This is a genomic window from Sorangiineae bacterium MSr12523 (assembly GCA_037157775.1).
Taxonomy (GTDB): domain Bacteria; phylum Myxococcota_A; class Polyangia; order Polyangiales; family Polyangiaceae; genus Pendulispora; species Pendulispora brunnea.
In genome coordinates this window covers 3,435,948-3,459,431 of record CP089982.1, presented here as the reverse complement: position 1 = coordinate 3,459,431, position 23,484 = coordinate 3,435,948, and the positions used below count along the sequence as shown (strand labels likewise).

The following is a 23,484-nucleotide window of genomic DNA, read 5'->3' as shown; positions in this document are numbered from 1 at the left end:
GCCTGAAAGCGCCCCAATTGTCAAAAGCCTCTATGCGCTGAGCTTGGGCGAGCCCAGCGCTTCTTCGCGTGTGTCGCTGGAGCGACCGCGCGGGGTGGTTTTGGTGCTAGGCTCGACAGGCCGGCCGAGTGCCTCGCGGTAATACGCGAGGCTGCGTGAGGCCATCACGCGCTCGTCGAACTCCGCGGCTGCGCGCTCGCGGGCGCGCTCGCCGAGTTGACGGCGGAGGTCCGCATCGCCGGCAAGACGGCGCGAGGCTGCCGCCAAGGCGGCGGGATCGTTCATCGGGATGGTGATGCCACTCACGCCGTCGCGCGAGACATAGGCCACGCCCGAGTGGGGCACGTGCGTGTTGATGACCGGAAGGCCGCTGGCCATGGCCTCGACCTGGGTGAGGCCGAAGCCTTCGCCGCGGCCGTTGCTGGGGAACCAGAGGGCGGTGGCCGCGAGGTAGGCGCCCACCAATTCTTCGTCGTCGAGGCGCCCCGCCCACACGATGCGATCGGCGACGCCGCGCCGCTCAGCGCGCTGGCGAAGCTCGTTTTCCATGGGGCCGCTGCCCACGATGAGGAGCTTGCCCGGTGCATCCGACAGCGCGTCGACGGCCACGTTCAGGCCCTTGTAGTAGATGACGCGCCCCACGGAGAGCCACAAGGGTGCGCCGTGTTCCGAGCGCAGCTTCTCCGCAAAGGCGCGGGCCTTGGGCGTGGGCTCGACGAACGGCGTGCGATCGATGCCCAGGGGGAGCGCTTTGGCCTTCGCGCCCACGCGAAGCAGCGCTTCGGAGCCTCCGATGTAGTCTTCGCTGGTGCTGAGCACGAGCGCCGCGCGCCCGTAGAAAAAGCTCTCGACGGGGCGGTAGGCCTTGAGGAGCACGCGCTGTTTGACCACGTCGGCATGGTGGGTCACCACCAGGGTGCCGAACGGGCGAAGGGAACCGAGGAGCGAGAGCGCGCTGAACATCGTGGGGTTCGGCGCGTGCAGGTGCAGGATATCGACGCCCTCGCGGCGAACGCGCCACAAGGCCGAGAAGAGCGACGGGCACACGTCGAAGCGCGAGAACGAAGCATGGCGCCCCACGCGGGTGACGCGCACGCCTTGGTCGACCTCTTCGACCGTGGGCGTGGAAGCGATGACGCGCCACGTGGCGTCGATTCCGCCCATGTCGTGGTTGACGCAGACAACGCGCACATCTGCCCCGAGCGCCACCTGGGCACGCGCAAGGGTCTGCGTGTGCGATTCAATGCCGCCGCGGGCGGGCGGGTAGAATTTTCCGAGGTGGCAGATACGAAGCGGCATCAAGTTTGGGGTCTGTTGCGCGGACAGCGCGGAAGTTTCAAATCACGGCCGCGGCGTGCCCGCGGGCTTCTTCTTCGCGGCCGCGCCCGCATCACCCGCATCACGACTGGCGGCGGCAGCTGCGCCTGTCCCGGCGTCGCCGGGCGGGGTGTTGGCCGTGCCCCACTGCACCCGCCCGAAGCGCGAGGATTTGTGGAAGTTGCCCTGCCCCAGGATGGGCGACCAGGCCACGCCGCCGTTTTGCTGCATGGTGTAGAAGTTCATGCGCCACGCATCCCCCAGCTGGGGCGGGTGGTGCGCCGCCTTGGAGAAGGCCGCCCACGGGATCGCGATCTCCACCGTGTAGCCTTCGTCCTTGTCGTCGGCCTTGTCGAGGGTGCCCTGGATGGTGACGGCACTCTTCAACTTGGGATCCCAATCCTCGTGGCCGAATGGCCCGTTGGGCTCCTGCTTGGGGGCGTTGTACGAATCGAATTGCGAGTGGAACACCCGATTTTGCGGGTTGATCTGCAATTCGTAATAATCCTTGTTGTCACCGTCCCCGTCGGGATCGGTCATGATTTCGACGGTGTCGCGCGTCCACAATTTGGGCTGGCCGGTGGCCGTGAAATCGTCTTTCTGCTTTTCCTTGTCGGTGAAATAACCGACCACGTCGGGATCGCTCACCGTGAAGAGGACATACAGGTTGGCATCGTCCCACGCGAGTTTCGCCGAGCCGTTCACGGGAAACGTGGTGTTCTTTTTTCCCGTTCCCACGTCAACGAAAGGGCCGAGATCCGTCGCTCCTTGCCAGCCCTTGTCGTCGCCCTTGCCGTCGATGACGATTTTGTCGCCCGCCGCGAGCTTGTTCACGATGACCGACGGAATGTCCGTGCTGCGCGTGTGCTCTTCCGGCTTGGGGGCCACACCCGTTTTGATTTTGCCAATCAAGGCCGCATTGTCGCCGTCGTTCGGGCCGCTGATGATGCGCAGGCGCGCATTGCCCTTCCATACGCCCGTGAGGACGGAAAGCTCCGGCGCCTTGGTGTCGTCGGGGACGTGGAATGTCTGCTCGTCGACGTAGACTTTGCCTTTTTCCCATTTGTCGGGGCTCAAGATTTGTTTGTTGTTCTTGAGCTCCCGCAAGGGTCCGTCGTTATCCAAATTATCGCGATGGTCCGTCGCAGGATCGAGGATGTGCGTGAAGAGCATCCAGCCCTCGTCGACCGTGTCGTCGCAGCGCCAGTAATACGTGAGCTTCACGTCCTGGCCGGGTTTGGCCTGCGCAGGTTCGATGTCGTAACCGATGATGTGAACTCGGTTTTCGAAGTTGATATCGACCTTGTGCGGGATATTCGCCGGCTCGGATTCGAGGATGTACGACTTGAGGCGTTCCTTGTCCTCCGCCGAGACGCTCTTCGAGCCGCCGACACACGCGGCCTGCATGGCCAGAGCCCCCGCTACCACTGACAGCAATACCCAGGTCTTCCCCTTCGCGCGCACTGGATCCTCCTCCGTTCTCTGCTTCGTCTTTACCCCCTCCCGATCCCGATCCCGATCCCGAAAGAAGAAGATCGGGAGGGGGAGCGGGAGCAGGAGCGGGAGGAACTACTTGCGGCCCTTGCGACGGGCGTCTTTTTCGCGCTTGCGCTGGGCCTTTTTCGCATTGCGCTCGGAGGCGGAGAGGGCCTTCATCTTGGTGAGGCTCTCCTGCGGGGCGCCGCCGCCCATACCCGGAAAGCCACCCATGCCCGGGAAGCCGCCCATTCCGGGGAAGCCACCGAGGCCGGGCATGCCGGGGAATCCGCCCATGCCGGGCATGCCCGGGAAACCCGGCATCCCGCCGCCGCCGGCGGCCATTTTCTTCAGGTTTTTGGCCATCTGCAGCTGCTTCACGCCCGGGATGTTGCCGAGGAGGCCCATGTTCTGGCCGAGGCCCTCCATCATCTGCCGCATGAAGAGGAATTTCTGCACGAGCTCACTCACCGCTTGTTCGGTGCTGCCCGAGCCTTTGGCGACGCGCTTCACGCGCCCCGGCTCGCGCACCAGCGCGTAGGGGTCCTTCTTCTCGAAGGCGGTGAAGCTCTGGATGATGGCCTCGATCTTCACGAGTTCGCGATCGTCCAGGTTGGCGTCGGGCGGGATCATCCCGTCCATGCCCGGCATTTTGCCGACGATGTCCTTGAGCGAGCCCATTTTCTGAATCATGCGAATCTGATTCAGGAAGTCGTCCAAGGTGAATTGGCCTTGGAGCATCTTCATCGCGTCTTCGGCGGCCTTTTGCTCGTCGACGACGGATTGGAAGTCCTTCATCAGGCCGACGACGTCGCCCATGCCGAGCACGCGGCTGGCCATGCCCTCGGCGCGGAACTCTTCGAACTTGTCCGTGCCCTCGCCCACGCCGATGAAGCGAACGGGCGCGCCCGTGACTTCTTTCACGCTCAAAGCGGCGCCGCCGCGGGCGTCGCCGTCGAGCTTCGTGAGGACGACGCCGGTGAGTTCCAGTTTGTCGTGGAAGCCTTTGGAAACTTTGACGGCGTCTTGGCCGATCATCGAGTCGACGACGAGAAGGATGTTCTCGGGATGGACGGACTCTTTGATGGAGCCCAACTCCTCCATGAGCTTTTCGTCGATGGCGAGACGGCCGGCGGTGTCGTAGATGATGACGTCGTGGCCCTTGGCGCGGGCCTCTTCGCGGGCTTTGATGCAGATGTTGAGCGGCGTCTCGCCCGGGATGTTGAACACGGGGATGCCGAGGCTCTTGCCGAGGACCTGCAGCTGTTCGACGGCGGCGGGGCGCTGCATGTCGGCGGCGACGAGGAGCGGCTTTTTCTTTTCTTCCTTCTGCAGGTAACGCGCGAGCTTGGCGGTGGTGGTGGTCTTACCGGAGCCCTGCAGACCGACCATCATGATGCCCGTGGCGCCCTTTTCCGCGAAGGCGAGTGCGGGGCCTTCGGCGGTCATGAAGGCGACGAGTTCGTCGTGACAGATCTTGGTGAATTGGTCGCCGGCGGTGACCTTCATGGTGCCGCCTTCGGCGGTCTTGGTCTTCAGCTTGACGACTTCGCCGAGCGCCTTCTCTTTGACGCGGGCCAGGAATGCTTTGACGACGCCGAGCTCGACGTCCGCCTCCAGGAGGGACAGGCGCACCTCGCGAAGTGCGGTATCGATATTCTGCTCGTTGAGCTCCGTAAGACCGGCGAGGCGGTTTTTTGCCTGCCGAAAGCCATTGGCCAATGCGTCGAACATGGGGCATGGGCTTACCACGGACCGCGCAATTTGTCCGTCCCCTCCGCCAAAGTCCGCTTTAGATTCCGTACTTTCGCTTGAGGGCCTGGAGCTTTTCGTCGCAGGTGGGAAGGGCGGCGTGGCCCTCCTCGAGGAGGCGGGCGGCCTCGTCCAGTTTGTCGGGGAGGGCGCGCGCCTCCGGGGAATCGTGGGCCATTTTTCCGGCGCGGACCTCGGCCAGGCCGAGTTCGACCTCGTGCTTCAAGGCCAGTGCCCTGGAGGTCGGCCCGCTCACCGCCAGGCACGCCCGCTTCGTCTCGCAGACGTCGACCACCGAGCACGGCGTATGATCGAGCGCCTCCGCCATGGATCCCTTGAGCGAATTGTCCGCCATCCGGTAGCGCTCAATCGCCTGCGAAAGCGACCCCGCCTCGCTCTTCCCCGCGTTGGCGCAGGATGCGAGGACCAACAGAAGAAGGAATCGCCAGGACGCCAGGATCGCCAGATTGAAACGAATCTGGCCCCTGATTTTTGGGGGGGAGAATCCAATCAAAAAATCAGAGGTCAGGGGCGTTTCCGCTGGTGCCCCTGGCGACCCTGGCGTCCTGGCGGTTTCCTTCTTCTGCGGGCTACGCATCGGGGATCTCGCGCCACAAGGCCCCCGACTGGGCCAGGGATCTGACGTCGCCTTGGACGATGAAGAGGCCGTCGCGGCTGGGGGTGATGCGCACGTCGTTGCCGGTGCGTTGGGCGATGCCGATGACGGCTACCTCGTCGCCGGGCAGGAGCGACTCTTCGAAGGTGCGCACGGCGACGATGGCCTTGTCGCCTTCCAGGACGCCGAAGTCGGTGTGCTTTTGAAAGAGCGGGAGGATACGCGCCTCGAATTGTGCGCCCTCGGCGGTGTAGCTGCGGTCGATGCGCTCGGGGCCGACGACGACGGTCGCGGTTTTGCCCTCCACCTCGAAGCGGCCCGCGGAGGCTTCCACGACGAAGTTCGCCGATTGAACCTCGCGATGCAGCGTGTGGACGCGGAGCAACCCCGGGCGGGCGACTTCACCGCGCACGATGAGGCGCGTCCAGAGTGCATCTTTTTTCGTGATGGCCGTCGGCACCAGATTTCCGCCGCGCGCGCGGCCGCGCACGATGACGAGCTCCCCTTCCCTCGCCTCGGCGATGGTGGTTTCCCGGGCGCGCAGAATGCGGCGCTGCCGTGCGCCCTGTTGGATGGCGCGCCCGGCGGCGATGAGCGCGGTGAGGAGAATGCTCAGTCCTGCGAGGACCCAGATTGCGTTTCCGTCGAAGAGAGGAAAAGTCGGCACGTCCGTCACCCGAGCTCCACTTTGCTCCACATGTCGCGCCGCATTCTCTCTTTGCGGCGGTCGGTTCGGGTAATAATTCGTGCCACCCCCCACGCGGCGAGCAACTCGCCCTCCTGGCCAAGCGCCGGAAGCGTGGTGCGCCCCAGGACGAAGGCGCCGGAAAGTGGTGTGCGCAGCGGCTCGGCGCCCAGGCCATGAAGCTGCAGCGGGTCGGCGTCCCACTGGACGGGCATCGGTTCGGCCTCGAGCGAGCCCCCCGAGGCCCGCACGCGCGTGCGGTCGACGGATTTGCGCTCGCCCTCGCGGAAGTCCCAGAGGGGGCGGCCGTCGTGCGGCGAGTCGACGAGGAGGTAGTGCCGCTCGACGAAGGGCAAGAACTGCTCGACGGTGGCGAGGACGCGCTCGCGCGCCGCCGCGACTTTGCCCCGCGAGTCGCTCTCCAGGAGAGCCTCGGCCACGAGAAGCGTGGTGTCGCCCGGGCCCTTGGTGCGCTGCAGATGCACCGTGTACGCCGGCGGATCGGGCACGAGGAAGGACTCGGCGGCGAGCGGCTGCGGAATGCCGCGGTCGTGCACCAGCATGGAGACCACGAAGCGCCAGGTGCGCGGGTGCACCGCGGGGAGCTGGCTCATGGCCCGACGGGAGGGCGCGAAGCCCGGCGCGAGGTCGAGCAGCGCCGCCGTGGGAAGATCCGAGACGACGAACGGCGCGCCCGTGGGGGCATCATCACCGTCGACGAGTACGCCGGTGACCTTGCCGCCGCGGTGAGCGATGGAGCTGGCGCGCTCGCCGAGGTTGACGTCGCCGCCATGGGCGCGCACCCGCTCGACGAGGAACTCGGTGAGCTCCTCTTCGCCGCGCGCGAGGCGCACGGGGCGGGTCCACGCACCGTGCAGGCGTGCGAGCGCGAACGGCGGAATGGGATCGGCGAGATCCGAGGCAAAACGGGCGGCGATTTCGACGACGCCGCGGTAGGGATGGTCGCGGGAGAATTCGGCGAGGAGATCGCCCGAGTTTTCCTGCAGGTGCGGAAGCGATGCCAGGGCGCGGTCGGTTTCGCGACGCTCCCAGAAGCCGCCCGGCGGCAGGACGACGTCGCGCTCGAAGGCCGAATCGGCGAGAGAACAGGTGCGCGCGAGCTCGGCGTAAAATTCGTCCACGACGCGGCGGATACCCGGAAATTCGCGGTCGATCTCGCGGCCGAAGAGGGCCGTGTCGGTGGGGATCTCCAGGCGGCGCCCGGGGCTCAGGACACCGAGGACGGGATCGTGCGGCGAGAGGCGGCGGCGAAAGGTCTGCGATTGCGCGAGCTCGACGATGACCCTGCCCCAGGCCGGCGACTGCGATGCATGAAAATTGAAAGCGCGGCGGGCGAGCGGCAGGCCGTCGTAGGCGTACGACGCGGGCCGGAAGCCCTGACCGAGTACGAGCACGCGCCACGAGCGCCGGGCGAGAAGAGCTGCTGCGGAAAGCGCGCCGATCCCCGCCCCGAGGACGACCACGTCGTAGTGTTTGGCCATGGTCTTACGGAGCGTCCTCTTGCTGCGGCTCGCTCCTCACGGACGGCGGAACGGGTGCGAGTGGTGAGACGAAATCTTCCACGACCGGAGGCGGCGCCGCGGACGGCTGCACCTGCGGAAGCGGGGCAGGAAGCGGGACGTCAGATACGGCTTTGCGCACGAACTCGAACTGGTTGACCGTGCTCAAGGACCGCGGGCGCGACACCATATGCGTGATGAGGCCCGACTGCGCCACGGCATTGGGGATGACGACCTCGCGGTTGTCCTCCGTGCGGATGCGCGTGGTGAGCGCGCCCAAGGTGAGCACCTCCCCTTGCGTCTCGCCGATACGCACGCGGTCGCCGGCGCGGTAGGCGCGCGAATACGTCAGCACCAAGCCGGCGAGCAGGTTCGAGGTCACACTGCGCGCGCCCAGCGCCAAGAGAAGGCCGACCATCACCGCCACGCCGAGAAAAGCCTTGGATTCGCTGCCCGGCAGGTACGGCGCCCCCATGACCAGGGCGCACATCCAAATGAGGATCGTGACGATGCGGCGCGTGGGCACCGCGAGCTCGGGCTCGAGCCACTCGAGCTCCAGTTTGCGCAGGCGCACCGCATCGGTCACCACCGCCAGCGAGCGTGTGGAAAAGCGAGCCAGGGTAAAGATGATGAGGAGCATCACCAGGTTCGGGATGAACGCCAGCGCGGCCTCGAAGGCGTTCGTCAGCACGGTCACCAAGGGCTGCACGACGACGCCGAACACGCGATGGTTCGGATCGAGCGCCCAGGCGACGATGAGGAGCCAGAGGTACGTGGCCGTGAGCGACAGCAGCGCCCGCGTCATGCCGATCAGCGACTTGAAAAAGGCGATGATCGTGTCGACGCCCAGGACCTCCACCGAACGAAAATGGAAGCCTTTTCCGCGCCGGCGCAGGCGGCGGTCGATGAACTCGACGAGTCCGCGAAGCATGCGCCCGAGGCTGCGCAGGATCCAAATCCAAAAGGCCGAAACCACCAGCGCTAGGAGGATGCGACCGATCCAAATGGCGACGTAGTCCGGCCCTACACTCATACTTCACCTCGTGTCACGGATACACGGGCGCGCCCTCCCTGCTCCGCCGGGACCACGGTGACGCGGCCTTCGGCGATCCACTGGAGGACGCGCGGAAGGAGCGTGTGCTCCTCCGCGAGAATGCGCGTGCGCAAGGCCGGCTCGTCGTCCGTGTCGAGGACGGGCACGGCGGCTTGGGCCAGGATGGGCCCCGTGTCGGTGCCCGCATCCACGAGGTGCACGGTGCAGCCGGCGATGCGCACGCCGTAGTCGAAGGCCTGCTTCTGGGCGTGCATGCCGGGAAACGCCGGCAACAGGGACGGATGGATGTTCACGATGCGCAAGGGAAATGCCTCGAGCAGCACCGGGGTGATGACCCGCATGAAGCCGGCGAGGACGACCCAATCGACTTCGTGCGCGCGCAGGCTTTCGACCAAGGCGCCGTCGAAGGCGGCGCGGTTGGGGAAGGCCTTGTGGTCGATGACCAAGGTGGGAACGCCGTGGGCGCGCGCATGCTCGAGCCCCGGCGCGGTGGCCACGTTGGAGATGACCACGTTGACGCGCGCGTCGAGCCGCTTCTCGGCCACGGCGTCGAGGACCGCCTTCAGGTTTGAACCGGTGCCGGAGATGAGAACGCCCAGGTTCAACATGGTTCAGGCTCCGGCCCCTGAAGCTCCCTCCCCCCGGGGGGAGGGCGGGGGGTGGGGGGACCAGAGAACGCGGTCTTCGAACGGCGTCTCGGGGTCGACGGGCACGACATGACCGAGGGTATAGGGCTCCTCGCCCTGACCGCGGAGCACCTCGATCGCGCGGGATGCATGTTCCGGCGGAACGATGACCACGAAGCCGATGCCCAGGTTGAAGGTGCGGCGCATTTCTTTTTCTTCCACCGGCCCGCCCTCGGCGATCAGCTGGAAGATGGGCGGGCGCGGCCAGGTACCCTCGATTTTGACGCCGAGTCCATCGGGAAGGACGCGCGGAAGGTTGCCCGGGAGGCCGCCCCCGGTGATGTGGCTCATCGCGCGGACATCGATGGTGCCGTCCTGCGTGAGGGCGGCGACATGGCGCGCGTACAGTCGCGTGGGGCGAAGCAGCGCCTCGGCAACGGTGGCGCCGGCGAGGCCGACGGGTGCGTCGTCGGGCCCGAGGTGCATCGTCTCGAGGAGCACGTGACGCGCGAGGGAGTAGCCGTTGGAGTGCAGGCCGCTGGAGGCGATGCCCAGGGCCACGTCGCCCGCGGCGACGCGTTTGCCGTCGATGATGTTCTTGCGCGAGACGACGCCCACGGCGAAGCCCGCGAGATCGTACTCGCCGTGGGCGTACATGCCCGGCAGCTCCGCGGTCTCACCGCCGAGAAGGGCGCAGCCCACCTCTTTGCAGGCATTGGCGATGCCGCGCACGACGGCCTCCCCCACCCCGACGTCGAGCTTTCCCGTGCCGAAGTAGTCGAGGAAGAAGAGCGGGCGCGCGCCGCAGGTGATGACGTCGTTCACGCACATGCCGACCAAGTCGAACCCGATGGTGTCGTGCACGCCGGTCATGAAGGCGACCTTCAACTTGGTCCCCACGCCGTCGGTGCCGCTGACCAGGACTGGATCTTCCAGGCCCGACGGAAGGCGGCACATGCCCGCGAAGCCACCGACGTCCTCGAGGACTTCGGCGATGCGGGTGGCGCGCGCAAGGGGCTTGATTCGTTCGACGAGTTCGTCGCCCGCATCGATGTCGACCCCCGCCTTTCGATAGGTGATCGCCATGGGTTACCTCACTTTACCATTGAACGAGTTGAACATATCTCATCAGCCTCACCAGCGAACCGTAACTGGGACCGGTCGTTCTGAGCGGCTTCCGTCGCCAGCCTGACCGGAATCGTTCCGTCCCCAACACCGCACCGCAGGCTTGGCAGGGCCCACCAAGGCGCCTGCACCCGCGAGGCGGACGCACACCGTGCCCGCACCAAGCCCGATCTGCTGGACGTCGAACAAGCCGGAAATCATGCCCGGCGTGTTGCGTTGCTCGTGCGTGCCGTTGTTCTGCTGTCCCGCGTCGTTGCTTCCCCAGCAACGCACGGAGCCATCGTAGAGGCGCGCGCACGTGTGGGCGTCGCCCAAGGCGGTGGCGCGCACCGATTCGAGGCCCGCAACGCGCGTGGGCTCGTGCCGATCGATTTGGGTGCCGTCGCCGACCTGGCCACGGTCGTTCTTGCCCCAACACGAGACCGTGCGATCGATGAGGGTGGCGCAGGTGTGCGCGTCGCCGGCGGCGATGTGAATCACACCTCGGAGGTTGGGAACGGGCGTGGGCTGGGCGCGGTCGGTGGTGGTGCCGTCGCCGAGCTGCCCCGATTCATTTTTCCCCCAGCAGCGTACGGAGCCGTCTTCGCGAACGATGGCGCAAAGGTGATTGGCGCCGGCCGCAATGGCGAAGATGGGCGGGAGATTTTCCTGGCGTTCGGGCCTGGGGCCGCCGTGCTCCGATTTCCAGCAGGTGACGTCGGCGGACTTGAGCAGCGCGCACGCGAAGGTGGGGCCGAGAGCAAGCTGGGTGACGTCGTGGAGGTGTTCGGCCGCGGCGGCAAGTCCTTCGCGACCGCCCCAGCAGCGGACCCTCGCGCCCTCGTCGAGCAGGACGCACGTGGTGTTGGCGCCGGCGAAAATTTGCGAGACGTGGCCCGGGGACTCGACGTGCACGGGGCGGAGACGGTCGTCGTGGGTGCCGTCGGCGAGTTGACCGCGGTCGTTCTTGCCCCAGCAGCGCATGGAGCCGTCGCGCATGAGGGCGCAGGCGTGCGCCCCGCCCACGGCAAGGTCCTCGACTTGGTAGGCAGGGCCGTTTTGCCGCTTTTTGCAGCCGGACACAGCGCACGCCAGCAACGCGATGGACGCGAGGAACGTAACGCTCTTGACGGCGGACAGCATCGCCCGTGCTTATATGCGGAACGGTCGATGGCCACACGGAAAAGGAGCTCCCTTGCGTCCAGGCCCCGTCGCCGCTCCGGTGAGCCCGCCAAAGTGTACCCGACCGCCGTGGTGCAAGCGGGCGCGTTCATCGGCAAAGACGCCGTCGTCGGGGCCTTTTGCTTCGTGGCCGCCGGCGCACGCATCGGTGCGGGCTGCCGGATCCAGAGCCACACGAGCGTGTGGGCCGGGGTGACGTTGGCGGAAGACGTCTTCGTCGGTCCGGCCGCGACGTTTACCAACGTGCGCCACCCGCGCGCGGCCTTTTCGCGTGCCCCCGGCCCCGCCGAAACCTGGGACGAGACCCACGTCGGCCGCGGCGCCACCATCGGCGCCAACGCGACCTTGGTCGCGCCCGTGCGCATCGGCGACCACGCACTCATCGCCGCCGGCGCCGTCGTCACCCGCGACGTCCCCCCCCACGCCATCATGGCCGGCGTCCCCGCACGCATCATCGGCTGGGCCTGCATCTGCGGCGAAACGGTGTCTCGCGCCCAACGCCGACCCAAACGCCTCTCGTGCCCCCGGTGCGCAAACCCGCAGAAGAAGGAAACCGCCAGGACGCCAGAAAGGTCGCCAGGATCGCCAGATTGAACCGAATCTGGTGTCTGGGTTTTTGTTTTGTTGTTGATTCGTTTCCGCTCGAGAACCCGGCCAAAAAACAAAAAAAAAGGCCCAGTGTTGGTTCAGCTGGCGATCCTGGCGGCCTTGGCGTCTTGGCGGTTCCTGCTTCTGCGGTTTCCCTAGGGCACCGGGGAGCCGTGGGGGATGCCGGCGGCGAGGACGTTGGCCATGACGATGCGGGCGACGTGGACGAAGACGACGATGCCGGCGACGTCGACGAGGCTCGCGATGAAGGGCGTGGAGCTCGTGGCGGGGTCGAGGCCGATCTTTTTCAGGACCAAGGGAAGCATCGAGCCGATGGTGCAGCCGGTGACGACGATGCCGACCAAGGTCACGGCAATGGTGAAGGCGAAGGCCATCGACTGATCGCGGTACATCAGGACGCGTGCGAAACCGATGACGCCGAGGATGGCGCCCAGCACGAGGCCCATCGCGAGCTCGCGAAGCAGGACCCGCCACCAGTCGCGCCCGCGTATCTCGCCGACGGCCAGACCGCGGATGATGAGGGTCGACGACTGCGACCCGGAGTTGCCACCCGCGGAGATGAGCAGCGGGATGTAGTAGCTCGCGCCCTGCAGCACCTGGAAAACGGGATCGTAAAAGCGCAGCGCCGTCTGCGTGAAAAACTCGCCGACGAAGAGAATGACCAGCCAGCCGCCGCGCTTGCGAATGAACTCGCCGAAGCGCGTCTGGAAGTACGGCACGTCGAGAGGCTCGATACCGCCGAGCTTTTGCACGTCTTCGGTCTGCTCTTGGGTGAGAACGTCGATGACGTCGTCGATGGTGATGACCCCGAGGAGCGTTCCATCCGTCGCGATGACCGGCATCGCGTTGAGGTCGTACTTCGCCATGCGGCGCGCGACCTCCTCTTGGTCCATGTCCGGCGGCACGCTGATGATGTTCGTGCGGAGCACGTTCTCCAACAGCTCCTTGCCCGGGTTCACGATGAGATCGCGCAGCGAGGCGATGCCCACGACTTTGTCGTCCGGCGTGAGCGCGTACACGTTGTAAATCGGGATGTTCTCGTTCTCGATCGAGTACGCCCGCACGGCCTGGAGGGCTTCCTCCACGCGAACCGAAGGCTGGACGTAGACGTAATTCGTCGTCATCAAGTGGCCGGCGCTCGTGTCGGGCCACTTCTCGATTTCGCGGACAGCCTCGGCGGCCTCGGGGTCGACCCGTTCGAGGGTCTCGAGGATCTTGTCGCCGATGGCGTCGGGCAGGACGCTGAACAAGTCGGCCCGATCGTCGGGCTCCATCTCGCTGGCGATGTGGGCGACCGACTCGGGCGCCATCAGCTCCGCGAGCTCCTCCTGCTCCGTCTCGTCGAGGCGCTCGAAGATGGGCGCGGCCTCGTCGGCGGGCAGGCGCGCGAGAAGCTGCGCGGCCTCGTCCGGTTCCAGCTCCGAAACGATGTCGGCGAGGTCCTCGGCGTGGATCTCGTCGAGCAATTCGCGCACCTGGTCCGGATCCTCCCTGAGGAGCTGCTTCAGGTCAGGACTGAGCAGGGTCGCAAGCCGCATAACGCGGCGCGCTTATAGCGGAATGGAAGCCAATCGAGAACCCTTACTTCGCGCGGGCCCCCGATCCACCGGCGCGGGCCGCATATCCCCACGCTCGAAGTACCCGGCTCATCTCCTCGGCGCTGGCGCCTGCCACGCCGACGCCACCGCCTTCGTTGCGCGCGCCGGAGTAGGTGACGAACAAGCCGAGATCTTTGGTGAAGTTGATGACCGGCAAGGCACTCGACACAATGGCCGAACGCGCTTCGTCGGTGGTGATTCCGTGCTCCAGGCTGCCTTCCCAGAGGCCCAGCGGGCCTGCAAAGAAGCGATCGGCGGGCCACGGTCTATCGTCGAGGTAAAGATCCCAGGCGACCTTCGCATCGGCCGGTTCGACGCGTAAATCGAAACCGACGACACCGTCGGGAACCGTGGAAAAGGCGAATTCGACGCGAGGGCCTTCGACCTTGATGACCTCGTGCGCAATCCCCACGGGCTCCGCGCGGAATGCAGCCGCGCCCCCCGCCGCTTGCAGCGTGCCATTCACGCGATGCACACCGCCGCCGCCGACGAAGCGCAAATGCAGGGGAACGAGGCTCTCCTTGCCTTCTTTTCGCGATACCGGCTCGGAGCCGGCCACCGCGACGTTTTTCTCGGCGGCGGCGAGGCGGGCCCGCATTTCGGCCACCATGTCGGGGCGCGCAGGTGCGATGTCATGGCGCTCGCCCGGATCGTCCTCCAGGTCGAACAGCTCGTCGCTCACGGTCACCGATTTGTCACCTAGGCGTGTCGTCTGCGCCTTGCCCTCGCGCACGAGGAGTCGGTAGCGACCCACCATGAGACCGCGCGTGGCACGTCCCTCCGTGAGAACGACGCGCTCGTCCTCTTTGGTGCCCGCCATGAGGGGCACGAGGGACCGGCCGGACATGCGCGTGGGCGGCGTGAGGCCTTGCACCTCGAGGACGGTGGGGGCGATGTCGATGCTGCGAACGCGCTCGGTGACGGCTTTGTTGGCAGGGATGACCCCCGGGAGAACAGCCAGGATGGGGATGCGGCCCGTTTCCTCGTAGTTGCCGGCCGCATGGTGGAAGCGCACCGGAAGCTCGTCGAGCGAGGTCACCCCATCGTGCGCCGTGGAAAGCGTCTCACCGTGATCCGCGGTTACGACGATGAGGGTGCGCTCGCGCAGGTGGGCCTCGTCGAGGGCGCGCACGACATCGCCGATGGCCTCGTCGTCCTTCGCCGCCTCGGCCATGTAGCGCCGCACGTGCTTGTCGGTGGGACCTGCGGGCGGCGGCGGAACGCGATCGAGAAACTTCTGCGGAGGCTCCCAAGGCGAGTGGGGCGAGTTGTAATTGCAAAAGAGGAAGAAGCGCTCGCTCGCATGATCGCGAATGAACGAAACCGTATCGCGCGTGATTTCGGCGGTATCGCGCGTATGGTAGCGATGATCGGCCACGCGCTCGAAGCCCATGTCGAGGCCCGCGGTGGCGTAGCCGGCCATGAAAAAGTTGTTCACGAAGGCGCGCGGGAGCACACCGTTCTTGGCGAGGATGCGCGAGATGAGGGGCGGCTCGCTGCTGTAGTAGCGCTCGATGTCGCTGTCATGCAGCACGAAGTGCAGCGATTCGACGCCGATCTCCGAGGCGCGTGCGCCGACGAGCATGGCCAGCGTGCCCGGCCGGGTCCATGTGGCCGCGGAATGGGCATTCGTGAAGCGCGTGCCCGCGCGCGCAAGCGCATCGAGCGATGGGGTGAGGCCTTCGATTTTCGGCAGCAGCGCATCGAGCGGCGGGTACGGCGCCGCTCGTTTTTTCGCATCGTCGGCATCGTCGTGGAAGCTTGGAATGACGTCGGGGCGCAGGGCATCGACCACGATCCAGACGACGTTGTACGGGACGTTGGTGAGCTCCTTGGCCAGCAAGGTGGGATTGCCCCAAACGAGGAGCGGGAGATTCGCCGCGAGCACGGGACCGAGGTCGTCGTTGTTGTTCTCGGTTTTTTCGAGCCTCGTGTGCTTTTCGGCGGGGGCCGACGACGTTTTGAACCGCAGCTCCACGTCGTGGCCGACCCAAGGCTCCAATGGACACGTGACGTCGTGCCACACGGAAGACTCGGCCGCGGAGACGCGCTTGGAACAGAGCTCGTGCTCGGTGCCGCCGGCATCGACGAGGGTCACGGTGAAGACGCCGTCGTCGATGGCACGGTTGACCATGGCCGCGGAAAACGAGAGGGCCGCGTGCGGCGGGATGCGAACGCGGTAGCCGAGCGTGGCCGGCGGCGGCGCAAAGATGCCCTCGCGCTGGTCGAAGCTTCCCTCGTTCATGTTCCAGACGCGCGCATTGGGCATCCAGGTGCTGCCGCCTTGCGTCTTCGTGCTCCAGGCCTCCTCGCGCGCGCTGGTGCGAAGCACGATGCTCATGCCGAGCTTGCGCGCGTCGTCCGACAGCGACACGAAGGGCACCCCCATCTTGCGCCAGTGCGGCTTCAGCATGGAGAGACCGGTCTTGGCGTTGGGCACGTCGAGGCGGGCATCGCCGAGGGCGGACACGAAGCGGGTGCGCGCCTGGTAAGCCTCGGCCGCGGTCACCGGCTTGGGCGGCGCCTTGGAGGGGGCGACGGCATCGGCCTGTGGAACACGAACCGTCTCGGCACGGCCACCATAGCGGTGCACCACGGCGACGCCCGAGGCGACGAGCAACACGCCCAGCCAGGTCGACGCGAGGTGCGAGCTCACGGCGGCAGCACCGCCGCGTGGAACGTCGTTCCCGCCAAGCCGGAAACCTCCGGTCGCGCCGAGCTGACGGCATCGCGGGGAACCGCCACGCCGTTGCGCATCGTCAGGTTCGGATCGCGCAAGATGTACGCACGCAGCTCGGCCCCGAGGCGGGCCGTCTCCTCGGGATGCTCCGCAGAGACGTCGTGGAGCTCCTCCGGATCCGCCAGCGTGTCGAAAAGCATGTACCTTGCACCCTTGCGGGTGGGCATGTACACGAGCTTGAAGCGCTCGTCACGGGCCATGCGGTGTTTCGAGGCCACGATGGTGGGCATCATTTCCTTGCGCATCACCATTTCGCTGTGGTGCAGGTCGTCGACCTCGGTGATTTGCTCGACGTCGGGGTACGGGATGCGCAGACCGTCCGCGCTGAGCGGGGAGACCTCCTCCGAGAACCATATTTCCGTTTCCGAATACGCCAAGGTCGGGGCGAGGTCGCCGCCGGTGAGCGCGGGCGCGAGCGAACGTCCATCGAGGGGCTCGGAGACGGGCGGCTGCGCCAGGTTCGCGAGCTCGTAGAGCGTGGGGACCAGGTCGACGTCGCGCACGATGCGCGAGACGCGACGGCCGACATTGACACGCGGATCGTAGATGACCAGCGGCACGTGCGTCTGCTTGTCGCCGAACAGGTGATCGCCATGGCCGTGGTTGCGGCCGAACTCGAAAAGCTGCTCGCCATGATCGCCGAGCAGAACGACGATGGTGCGCTCGGCGAGGTTGCGTTTGCGCAGCTCCTCGAGGATGCGCGCAAAGGCCTGATCGACGCTGGCCACGGCACCGTCGTAGAGGTTGCGAATCTGCGCGATGTCCTCGTCGTTCTCTTTGGCGCCGAGATCCAGCTCCACGGGCTTGCTGTATTTGTACGGACCGCGGTAGTCGGGCGACGTGAAGCGCTTGTGGAACGGTGCGGGCGCCGGGTACGGGAAGTGCGACGTGCCGAAGAACACCGTCATGAAAAAGGGCTGATCGCGCGGCCCGCGATCGATGGTCTCGAGCACCTCGTCGACGAGCAGCTCGGGATCGGCGGCCGGGTTGACCTCGTGCATGATGGGCAGGAGCCGGCGGCCGATGCGCGTGTGCAGCAGCGGCAAGAGCGGCGTTTCGCGCTGGGTCATGCTCTCGCGGAGCAGCTCGACCACGTCGAAGGCGGGCGCATCCACCTCCGAGAAGCCCAGGTCGATGCGGGAAAAGATGTCGCCGACGAAGTCGGTCACGACCATGGTGCGGTAGCCGGCGCGGCGAAAACGGCTCGGCGCCGCGTCGAAGTCCTTCGCGCGATCTTCCCAGCGCGGAAACATGGTGACGATGCCGTGGTGGTGCGGGCTGCGCCCGGTGAGCCACGAGGTCCACGACGGGAAGGTCCTCGGCACGGAGACGTAGGCCTTCTCGAACACCGTCGCATGCTCGGCGAGCTGCGTCATGTACGGCATCGTCCGCGCGTTGAAGCGATCAGCGCGCAGCGAATCCGCCGCGAGCAGCAGGATGTTGACGGGCTTCTGGCCCGAGGCGGGCGCAGGCGAGGCGGGAAACGAGAGCTCGGGCGGCTGCGGACGGCTTAGGCCAAAGAGAAAGCCCGCGAGGACGGCGATGCAGGCGGCGCCGGGGACGCCGATGGCGCGACGCAGGCGGCCGGGCCAGAACGACCACTGGGCGCGTGGCCCCGCGAGGTACACCAGCAGCAACGCGAACCCGATGAGCGTCACGCCTGTGGGGCCCAGAACGTCGCACACCACGATCTGGACGAGGCGGCGCAGACCGCCCTGGATGTAAAACGACTTGGCGTACAACGCAGGGCGCCGTGCCATGGCCCATGCGACCCACGCCGTGTGCAACGCGGCGACGACGCAGAACGACTCGAGGGCGAGTCCGTACGGGCTGCGCACGCGACGCCGGGCCATGCGGTCGCGGCACGCCACGAGGAAGCGGGCCACGAGGCCGAGCAGTGCGCCCATGACCACGGAGACCGCGAGAATGGCAACAGCGAACCGGTAAAGATCCGGCCCGAAGTGCCCCATGATGAAGGTGCGCAACTCTCGCACGCGAGGGCCGCTCTCCTCCGCCTGGCCCGCCCACATGGCGAGCGCGGAAACGTACGCGGCCCCGGTGATCATCGGAGAAAGAAGGAGGTCCTTCAGTCCGCGCAAAACGCTAGAACGACTGGGGCGCTGGACGGACCTTAATGGCATTCTACCTCTTGCGACGAAACGTTAGACTTTAGCGAAAAGGCCAACATTGCCCAAGTACCCGCGCCTACGGTCCGTTGAAACACTCGTTGTGCCCGATCCGCGTCATGGACGGGTTCTAGTCCTCCGCGACACGCATGGAATTGCCACCGGACATGCGTGCATTCCGCCCGCGCTGGTGCCCGTGGTGGCGCGATTTACCGGGGAACACGCGTACGAGCACATTGCACGCGATGCGTCAGCCGAGGCCGGGGTGCATATCCCCGTCGAGCTCGTTCGGAAGCTCGCGGATGAGCTCGACGAAGCGCTTTTTCTGGATAGCCCAACCTATCACCGAGCTCGAGCGAACATCGAGCGTGACTTCGCGACGGCGCCGGTGCGCAAGGCAGCCCATGCGGGCGGTGCGTACTTGGGCGAGGCCGAGGATCTGCGCAAGTACCTCGACGAGAAATGCTTGGGCCGCGCCAAGCTGAACGATCTCGATGGTCACGGTCGAAGCATCGTCGGCTTGGTGGCCCCGCACATCGATCCGTGGCGCGGCGCGGTGGGGTATGGGCATGCCTACTCCGCATTGGCGTCGCGGCTGCCGCCGGAAGCGGACACGTTCATCGTCTTTGGCACATCGCACGCGCCGATGCGCGAGCCGTTCGCGCTCTGTCGCAAGTCGTTCGACACGCCGCTGGGCACCGTTTCGGCGGACTTCGAGGCCATCGATCAATTGGCCGGCGCCGCCCGATTCGATCCTTATGCCGATCAGTTCAACCACAAGCGAGAACACTCGCTGGAGTTCCAGGTTGTCTTTTTGAAGCACCTGCTCGGCGACAAGCCGATGCGCATCGTGCCCATTCTCGCAGGGTTGGGAGAACATCAAGCCAATGGGGGCGATCCCTCCGAGGACACGCACGTGGAGGCTTTTCTCGATGGGGTGCGCAACCTCGTCGAGAGTCGGCCGGGCCGGGTGGTGCTCATTGCGGGGGCGGACCTTGCGCACGTGGGGCCGAGGTTCGGCGATGCATCGCCCATGAACGACCGCGAACGTGCCCAATTGGAAAAGGTCGATCGCGAATCGTTGTCGCGGGCCCTCGACCGCGATCCTGGCGCCTTTTGGCAAGACGTGGCGCGCGATCTCGATACGCGCCGCGTGTGCGGACTCGCACCGATTTACGCGCTGCTCAAGTCTCTCCCCGCGAGGACGGCCTCGCTCAAGGCCAAGGTGCGAAGCACGAATGGCCACGCGAAGACGCGCACCAATGGCAAACACGCCGCCGGCGCGGCCACCAGGAATGGCAATGGCCATGGCAACGGCTCGGCGTACGGGCAGCTCTTGCACTACGAACAAACCGTCGACAAGGAAGATGGCTCGATTGTCAGCCACGCGGGCGTAGCGTTCTTCGAATAATAAAGGTAGTAACGCCGTATTCCTATGACCTTTCGGAATATGGCGTGCACGCTTTGCATGGGCGCGGTCGCGCTCGGGGTGGGATCGAGCTGCAGGGAGGCTTCGCTGGAATCGCCGGAAGATGCGATTTCCAAGCATGAAGCATCGCTCGTAGCGGAAGGCGAGTGGCCCGGCTATGGGCGCGATCCCGGCGGGGCGCGTCATTCGCCGCTGGCGCAGATTGATCGAAGTAACGCGGCGCGTTTGCAGCCGGCATGGACGTACCGCACGGGAGATCTCGCGCAAGGGATCTTCCAGCCGAACAAAAGCACCTTCCAGGCAACACCGATTTACCTCTGGAATACGCTTTATGTAAGCACGGGCTTCAATCGCGTGCTGGCCCTCGATCCGGAAAGTGGAAAGCCGCGTTGGACCTTCGATCCGGGGGTCGACATCACGGTGCCGCGCCCCACCGGGCTCACGTCGCGCGGCGTTTCGGCCTGGGAGGACGCGGCCGCGCCGGATTCGTCCCCGTGCAAACGGCGCATTTTCCTGGGCACCCTCGATGCGCGGCTCATCGCCCTCGACGCGATGACCGGGGCGCGGTGCACGGGATTCGGGCAGAACGGCAGTGCCGATCTCACGACGGGGCTCGCGAACGTTACGCCGGGTCGTTACGGGGTGACCTCGCCGCCGGCCATCGTCAACGGCGTCGTCGTGGTGGGCTCGATCGTGCTCGATGGCACCGGGGTGGATGTACCGAGCGGCGTCGTGCGTGCCTTCGACGCACGCACGGGCGCGGAGAGGTGGCGGTGGGATCCCATTCCGCGCACGCCGTCCGAGCCGGGCTACGAGGCGTGGTCACCCGAGGAGGTGGCGCGCGCGGGCGCAGGCAACGTGTGGAGCCTCATGGCCGTGGATGCGGAGCGCGACTTGGTCTTCTTGCCCACGAGCTCCCCTGCCCCCGATTATTACGGTGGATTGCGCAAGGGCCCGGGCCCGCATGCCAATTCGCTGGTCGCGCTGCGTGCCTCGACGGGGGCCCTCGTCTGGGCGTACCAAGTCGTTCACCACGATATATGGGATTACGACATTGCCTCCCCGCCCTTGCTGACCACGATTCCGCATGATGGCGGCGCGATCCAGGCCGTTGCCGTGGCAACGAAACCGGGGCATCTATTCTTCCTGAATCGCGATACCGGGACTCCCATTTTTCCCGTGGAAGAACGACCGGTGCCCGCGAGCGACGTTCCCGGGGAGGCGGCATCGCCGACGCAGCCCTTTCCGAGCGTCACACCGAACCTGGTGGGCGATACGCATATCTCACCGGACGACGCGTTCGGCCTCACCTTGCTGGACCGCCAATATTGCCGCGGGCTCTTGGCCAATGCGCGCTCCGAAGGTCTGTTCACACCGGCGAGCCGCGGCAGCTCGATTCAATTTCCCGGCCCCATCGGCGGTGCCCATTGGGGCGGCATGGCCGTCGACGAAGCGCGCGGATTGCTGATTACGAGCGTCAACCGCGTGGCCGACATCGTGCGGGTGATTCCACGCAACGAATTGTACATTCCGCTGCCCGGGGAAATGATCTACGAGCAAGTTGGAACGCCGTACAAAGTCGGGCGGCGCGTTCCGAGGGGGCTCGAAATCGGATTTCCGTGCACCCCGCCGCCGTGGGGCAAATTGGTGGCGGTGGATCTCGCCTCCGGCGGCATCCGCTGGGATGTGCCCATTGGGCAATTCGCGGAGGCCAAGTTGATTCCCGGCTCCGAAAGATGGGGCTCCATGCTGCTGGGCGGGCCCATCGTCACGGACGGCGGCCTGGTCATCGTGGCGGGCACGATGGACGATCGCATTCGCATCTTCGACATCGAGACAGGCAAAGAGCTATGGCGCGCCGATCTTCCCGCCGGTGGACAGGCCACGCCCATGACGTACCGCGCGCCGAGCGGCAAGCAGTTCGTCGTGATCGCGGCGGGCGGCAGCACGTACCTCTCGCGCCCGCCGGGCGACTATCTGGTGGCGTTCGCGCTCCCCTGACGTTTCGATGGCCATCGAAGTGTCCGTGAGGACGCGGCGCTATACTGCATCGCGTGTCCCACGAACCGATCCTCCTGACCTCGCGCTTCGACATCGCGAACTTCGGTGAGCTCGTCAGCGATCCCTCGCGGGTGACCATGCTCCTCTCGCTGATGGACGATCGCGCGCGGCCGGCCACCGAGCTGGCGCAGCTCGCGGGGATCACGCCGCAGACGGCGAGCTTTCACCTGCAGCGGCTCGTCGATGGCGGCCTTCTTCGCGTGGAGCCCTTGGGGCGCCACCGGTACTTTCGCTTGGCGGGTGAAGACGTGGCCGAGGCCCTCGAGGCCGTGGCGCTGCTGAATCCGCCGAAGCCTGCGCGCGTTCCCCAGAGCCCCGCGCGGGTCGAGCTCACGCAAGCGCGCATGTGTTACCACCACCTCGCGGGACGCCTCGGTGTCGCGTGGCTCGGCGCCATCGAGCACGCGCGCTTTCTGCGCGTGCGCGACGGTGCGTTCTCCCTCACCAAGCGAGGCATCGCATGGTTCGAAGGCTGCGGGCTCTCGGCCTCGCGCTGGCCACCCGGCAAATTTTGCCTCGATTGGACGGAGCGCCGTCATCACCTCGGCGGGCCGCTCGGTGCGCTTCTCACGCGCCATCTTTTCACCATGGAGTGGATCGCACGCCGGGGCGAAGGCCGCGCGGTGCGCGTCACCGCGAAAGGCCGGCGCGAGCTCGCGCGCCAGCTCGCATTGCCGAACGACGTCTTGTAACGTAGGGCGCTTCATGGATCGCCCGCCCCCCATCGATTACCGTGCCGCCCTCATCGACGTGGTGGCCGTCGCGCAGAGCGCGCGCTCCGCCACATTGGGATGGCGGGCCATCTGCGTGCGGGAACGGCGGCGGGTCGGCGCCAAATGGATCGAGCCGCTGACGACGCTCGATTTGGACGAAGACGCGGCCAAGCTTTCGCGCGCCGTACGTGACGTCGCACGGCGGGCGGATCGTCAGCTGGACACGCTGATCTTTGGTCTCTTCGATGGCATCGACGACGGGAGCGGAGGCTACGCCGGGTACCACGTGGCGGCCATCAACAGCCACGGGCGCGAGGCCAACGACTTCATGCGCGATCCCTGGACACCGGAACGTCACTTCCTCCGAAGTGATGCGCTCGATGCCATCGTGAAGGCCGCAGGACGGGCGCCGAGCGACGTGCGACCACTGCTGGAGTATTCCCTCTGCTTCGGTGCCGCTGCTTTGACGAGCCGGTTCGCGGCGTTCGGGCTTTCCCACCGCATCGTGGTGGCCTTCGACGAGGATCACGGTCGCCCGCTGCCCAAGGACGCGCCACGTTTTGCCGAGCTCCTGTCGGCTCGCCCTGTCGCGGAAGACGTGACGGACGTCCAAATGGCCATGAGACTTTTGACGCGCATTTGATTACAAATCGGCCCATGCGTCGTTGCATGGGGGTCTTCGCGCTCGCTTCGTTCTTTCCACTCGCCTGCAGCAGTGATCCGTCGCCGTCGGAGCCGGGTGCGCTGGTGTCGGTCCGCATGACCGGACGGGCCGGTGTGCTGCTGGACGAGGTGCCCGCCGATCAGCGCGAACGCGCCGCCGGCGGATTCGTGGGCAAGCCATCGGCGTTTTGGCAGGAGCGGGCCCGCCGTCAG

General features: G+C 66.3%; 18 protein-coding genes. 5 read left to right on the top strand and 13 right to left on the bottom strand.

From position 1 onward, the window contains the following. Nucleotides 1–30: 30 nt before the first annotated feature. From LZC95_13950 to LZC95_13905, 10 genes are all read right to left on the bottom strand, one after another. Entirely contained in the window at nucleotides 31–1,299 is a 1,269-nt protein-coding gene (locus tag LZC95_13950; protein ID WXA97931.1) for a glycosyltransferase, read from the bottom strand. A 42-nt stretch (nucleotides 1,300–1,341) separates the two neighbouring features. After that, a complete protein-coding gene (locus LZC95_13945) occupies nucleotides 1,342–2,781 on the bottom strand; it encodes a carbohydrate-binding family 9-like protein (protein ID WXA97930.1) in 1,440 nt (479 codons plus the stop codon). A 105-nt stretch (nucleotides 2,782–2,886) separates the two neighbouring features. Then, the gene (gene ffh, locus LZC95_13940; protein WXA97929.1) at nucleotides 2,887–4,527 is read right to left on the bottom strand and encodes a signal recognition particle protein; all 1,641 of its coding nucleotides are present in this window, start codon (nucleotides 4,525–4,527) and stop codon (nucleotides 2,887–2,889) included. Between the two features lie 58 nt (nucleotides 4,528–4,585). Next, a complete protein-coding gene (locus tag LZC95_13935) occupies nucleotides 4,586–4,975 on the bottom strand; it encodes a hypothetical protein (protein WXA97928.1) in 390 nt (129 codons plus the stop codon). Between the two features lie 160 nt (nucleotides 4,976–5,135). Further along, a complete protein-coding gene (locus LZC95_13930) occupies nucleotides 5,136–5,828 on the bottom strand; it encodes a hypothetical protein (protein ID WXA97927.1) in 693 nt (230 codons plus the stop codon). A 5-nt stretch (nucleotides 5,829–5,833) separates the two neighbouring features. After that, nucleotides 5,834–7,348 (bottom strand): phytoene dehydrogenase, encoded by a 1,515-nt coding sequence (locus LZC95_13925; protein WXA97926.1) that lies wholly within the window; start codon nucleotides 7,346–7,348, stop codon nucleotides 5,834–5,836. A gap of 4 nt (nucleotides 7,349–7,352) precedes the next feature. Further along, entirely contained in the window at nucleotides 7,353–8,399 is a 1,047-nt protein-coding gene (locus LZC95_13920; protein WXA97925.1) for a mechanosensitive ion channel family protein, read from the bottom strand. After that, nucleotides 8,396–9,028 (bottom strand): phosphoribosylglycinamide formyltransferase, encoded by a 633-nt coding sequence (purN, locus tag LZC95_13915; GenBank protein ID WXA97924.1) that lies wholly within the window; start codon nucleotides 9,026–9,028, stop codon nucleotides 8,396–8,398. Before purN ends, LZC95_13920 begins: the two co-directional genes overlap by 4 nt. 3 nt (nucleotides 9,029–9,031) lie before the next feature. Further along, nucleotides 9,032–10,132 (bottom strand): phosphoribosylformylglycinamidine cyclo-ligase, encoded by a 1,101-nt coding sequence (gene purM, locus LZC95_13910; GenBank protein WXA97923.1) that lies wholly within the window; start codon nucleotides 10,130–10,132, stop codon nucleotides 9,032–9,034. A 48-nt stretch (nucleotides 10,133–10,180) separates the two neighbouring features. Next, nucleotides 10,181–11,293 (bottom strand): hypothetical protein, encoded by a 1,113-nt coding sequence (locus tag LZC95_13905; GenBank protein WXA97922.1) that lies wholly within the window; start codon nucleotides 11,291–11,293, stop codon nucleotides 10,181–10,183. A 27-nt stretch (nucleotides 11,294–11,320) separates the two neighbouring features. Between LZC95_13905 and LZC95_13900 the strand changes: the two genes are divergently transcribed. Next, complete coding sequence (locus LZC95_13900) at nucleotides 11,321–11,926, top strand: N-acetyltransferase (GenBank protein WXA97921.1); 606 nt, start codon at nucleotides 11,321–11,323, stop codon at nucleotides 11,924–11,926. A gap of 149 nt (nucleotides 11,927–12,075) precedes the next feature. Here the strand turns inward: LZC95_13900 and mgtE are convergent, their stop codons facing one another. The 3 genes from mgtE to LZC95_13885 are packed head-to-tail and all read right to left on the bottom strand — an operon-like array spanning nucleotide 12,076 to nucleotide 18,345. Next, on the bottom strand, nucleotides 12,076–13,479 hold the full coding sequence (gene mgtE, locus LZC95_13895) for a magnesium transporter (GenBank protein ID WXA97920.1): 1,404 nt from the start codon (nucleotides 13,477–13,479) through the stop codon (nucleotides 12,076–12,078). 43 nt (nucleotides 13,480–13,522) lie between these two features. Next, nucleotides 13,523–16,195 (bottom strand): sulfatase-like hydrolase/transferase, encoded by a 2,673-nt coding sequence (locus LZC95_13890; protein ID WXA97919.1) that lies wholly within the window; start codon nucleotides 16,193–16,195, stop codon nucleotides 13,523–13,525. Further along, complete coding sequence (locus LZC95_13885; GenBank protein ID WXA97918.1) at nucleotides 16,192–18,345, bottom strand: sulfatase-like hydrolase/transferase; 2,154 nt, start codon at nucleotides 18,343–18,345, stop codon at nucleotides 16,192–16,194. The genes LZC95_13890 and LZC95_13885 overlap by 4 nt, the downstream gene beginning before the upstream one ends. A 163-nt stretch (nucleotides 18,346–18,508) precedes the next feature. Between LZC95_13885 and amrB the strand changes: the two genes are divergently transcribed. Genes amrB through LZC95_13865 form a run of 4 tightly spaced genes read left to right on the top strand, consistent with a single transcriptional unit; the run spans nucleotide 18,509 to nucleotide 23,251 of the window. Beyond that, entirely contained in the window at nucleotides 18,509–19,816 is a 1,308-nt protein-coding gene (amrB, locus tag LZC95_13880; GenBank protein ID WXA97917.1) for an AmmeMemoRadiSam system protein B, read from the top strand. Between the two features lie 24 nt (nucleotides 19,817–19,840). After that, nucleotides 19,841–21,835, top strand: a complete 1,995-nt coding sequence (locus LZC95_13875) for a pyrroloquinoline quinone-dependent dehydrogenase (protein WXA97916.1) — start codon at nucleotides 19,841–19,843, stop codon at nucleotides 21,833–21,835. Between the two features lie 53 nt (nucleotides 21,836–21,888). Next, nucleotides 21,889–22,587 (top strand): winged helix-turn-helix domain-containing protein, encoded by a 699-nt coding sequence (locus LZC95_13870; protein WXA97915.1) that lies wholly within the window; start codon nucleotides 21,889–21,891, stop codon nucleotides 22,585–22,587. A 13-nt stretch (nucleotides 22,588–22,600) separates the two neighbouring features. Beyond that, nucleotides 22,601–23,251 carry a hypothetical protein gene (locus LZC95_13865; protein ID WXA97914.1) on the top strand — a complete coding sequence of 217 codons (651 nt, stop codon included), beginning with the start codon at nucleotides 22,601–22,603 and terminating at the stop codon, nucleotides 23,249–23,251. Nucleotides 23,252–23,484 lie beyond the last annotated feature (233 nt).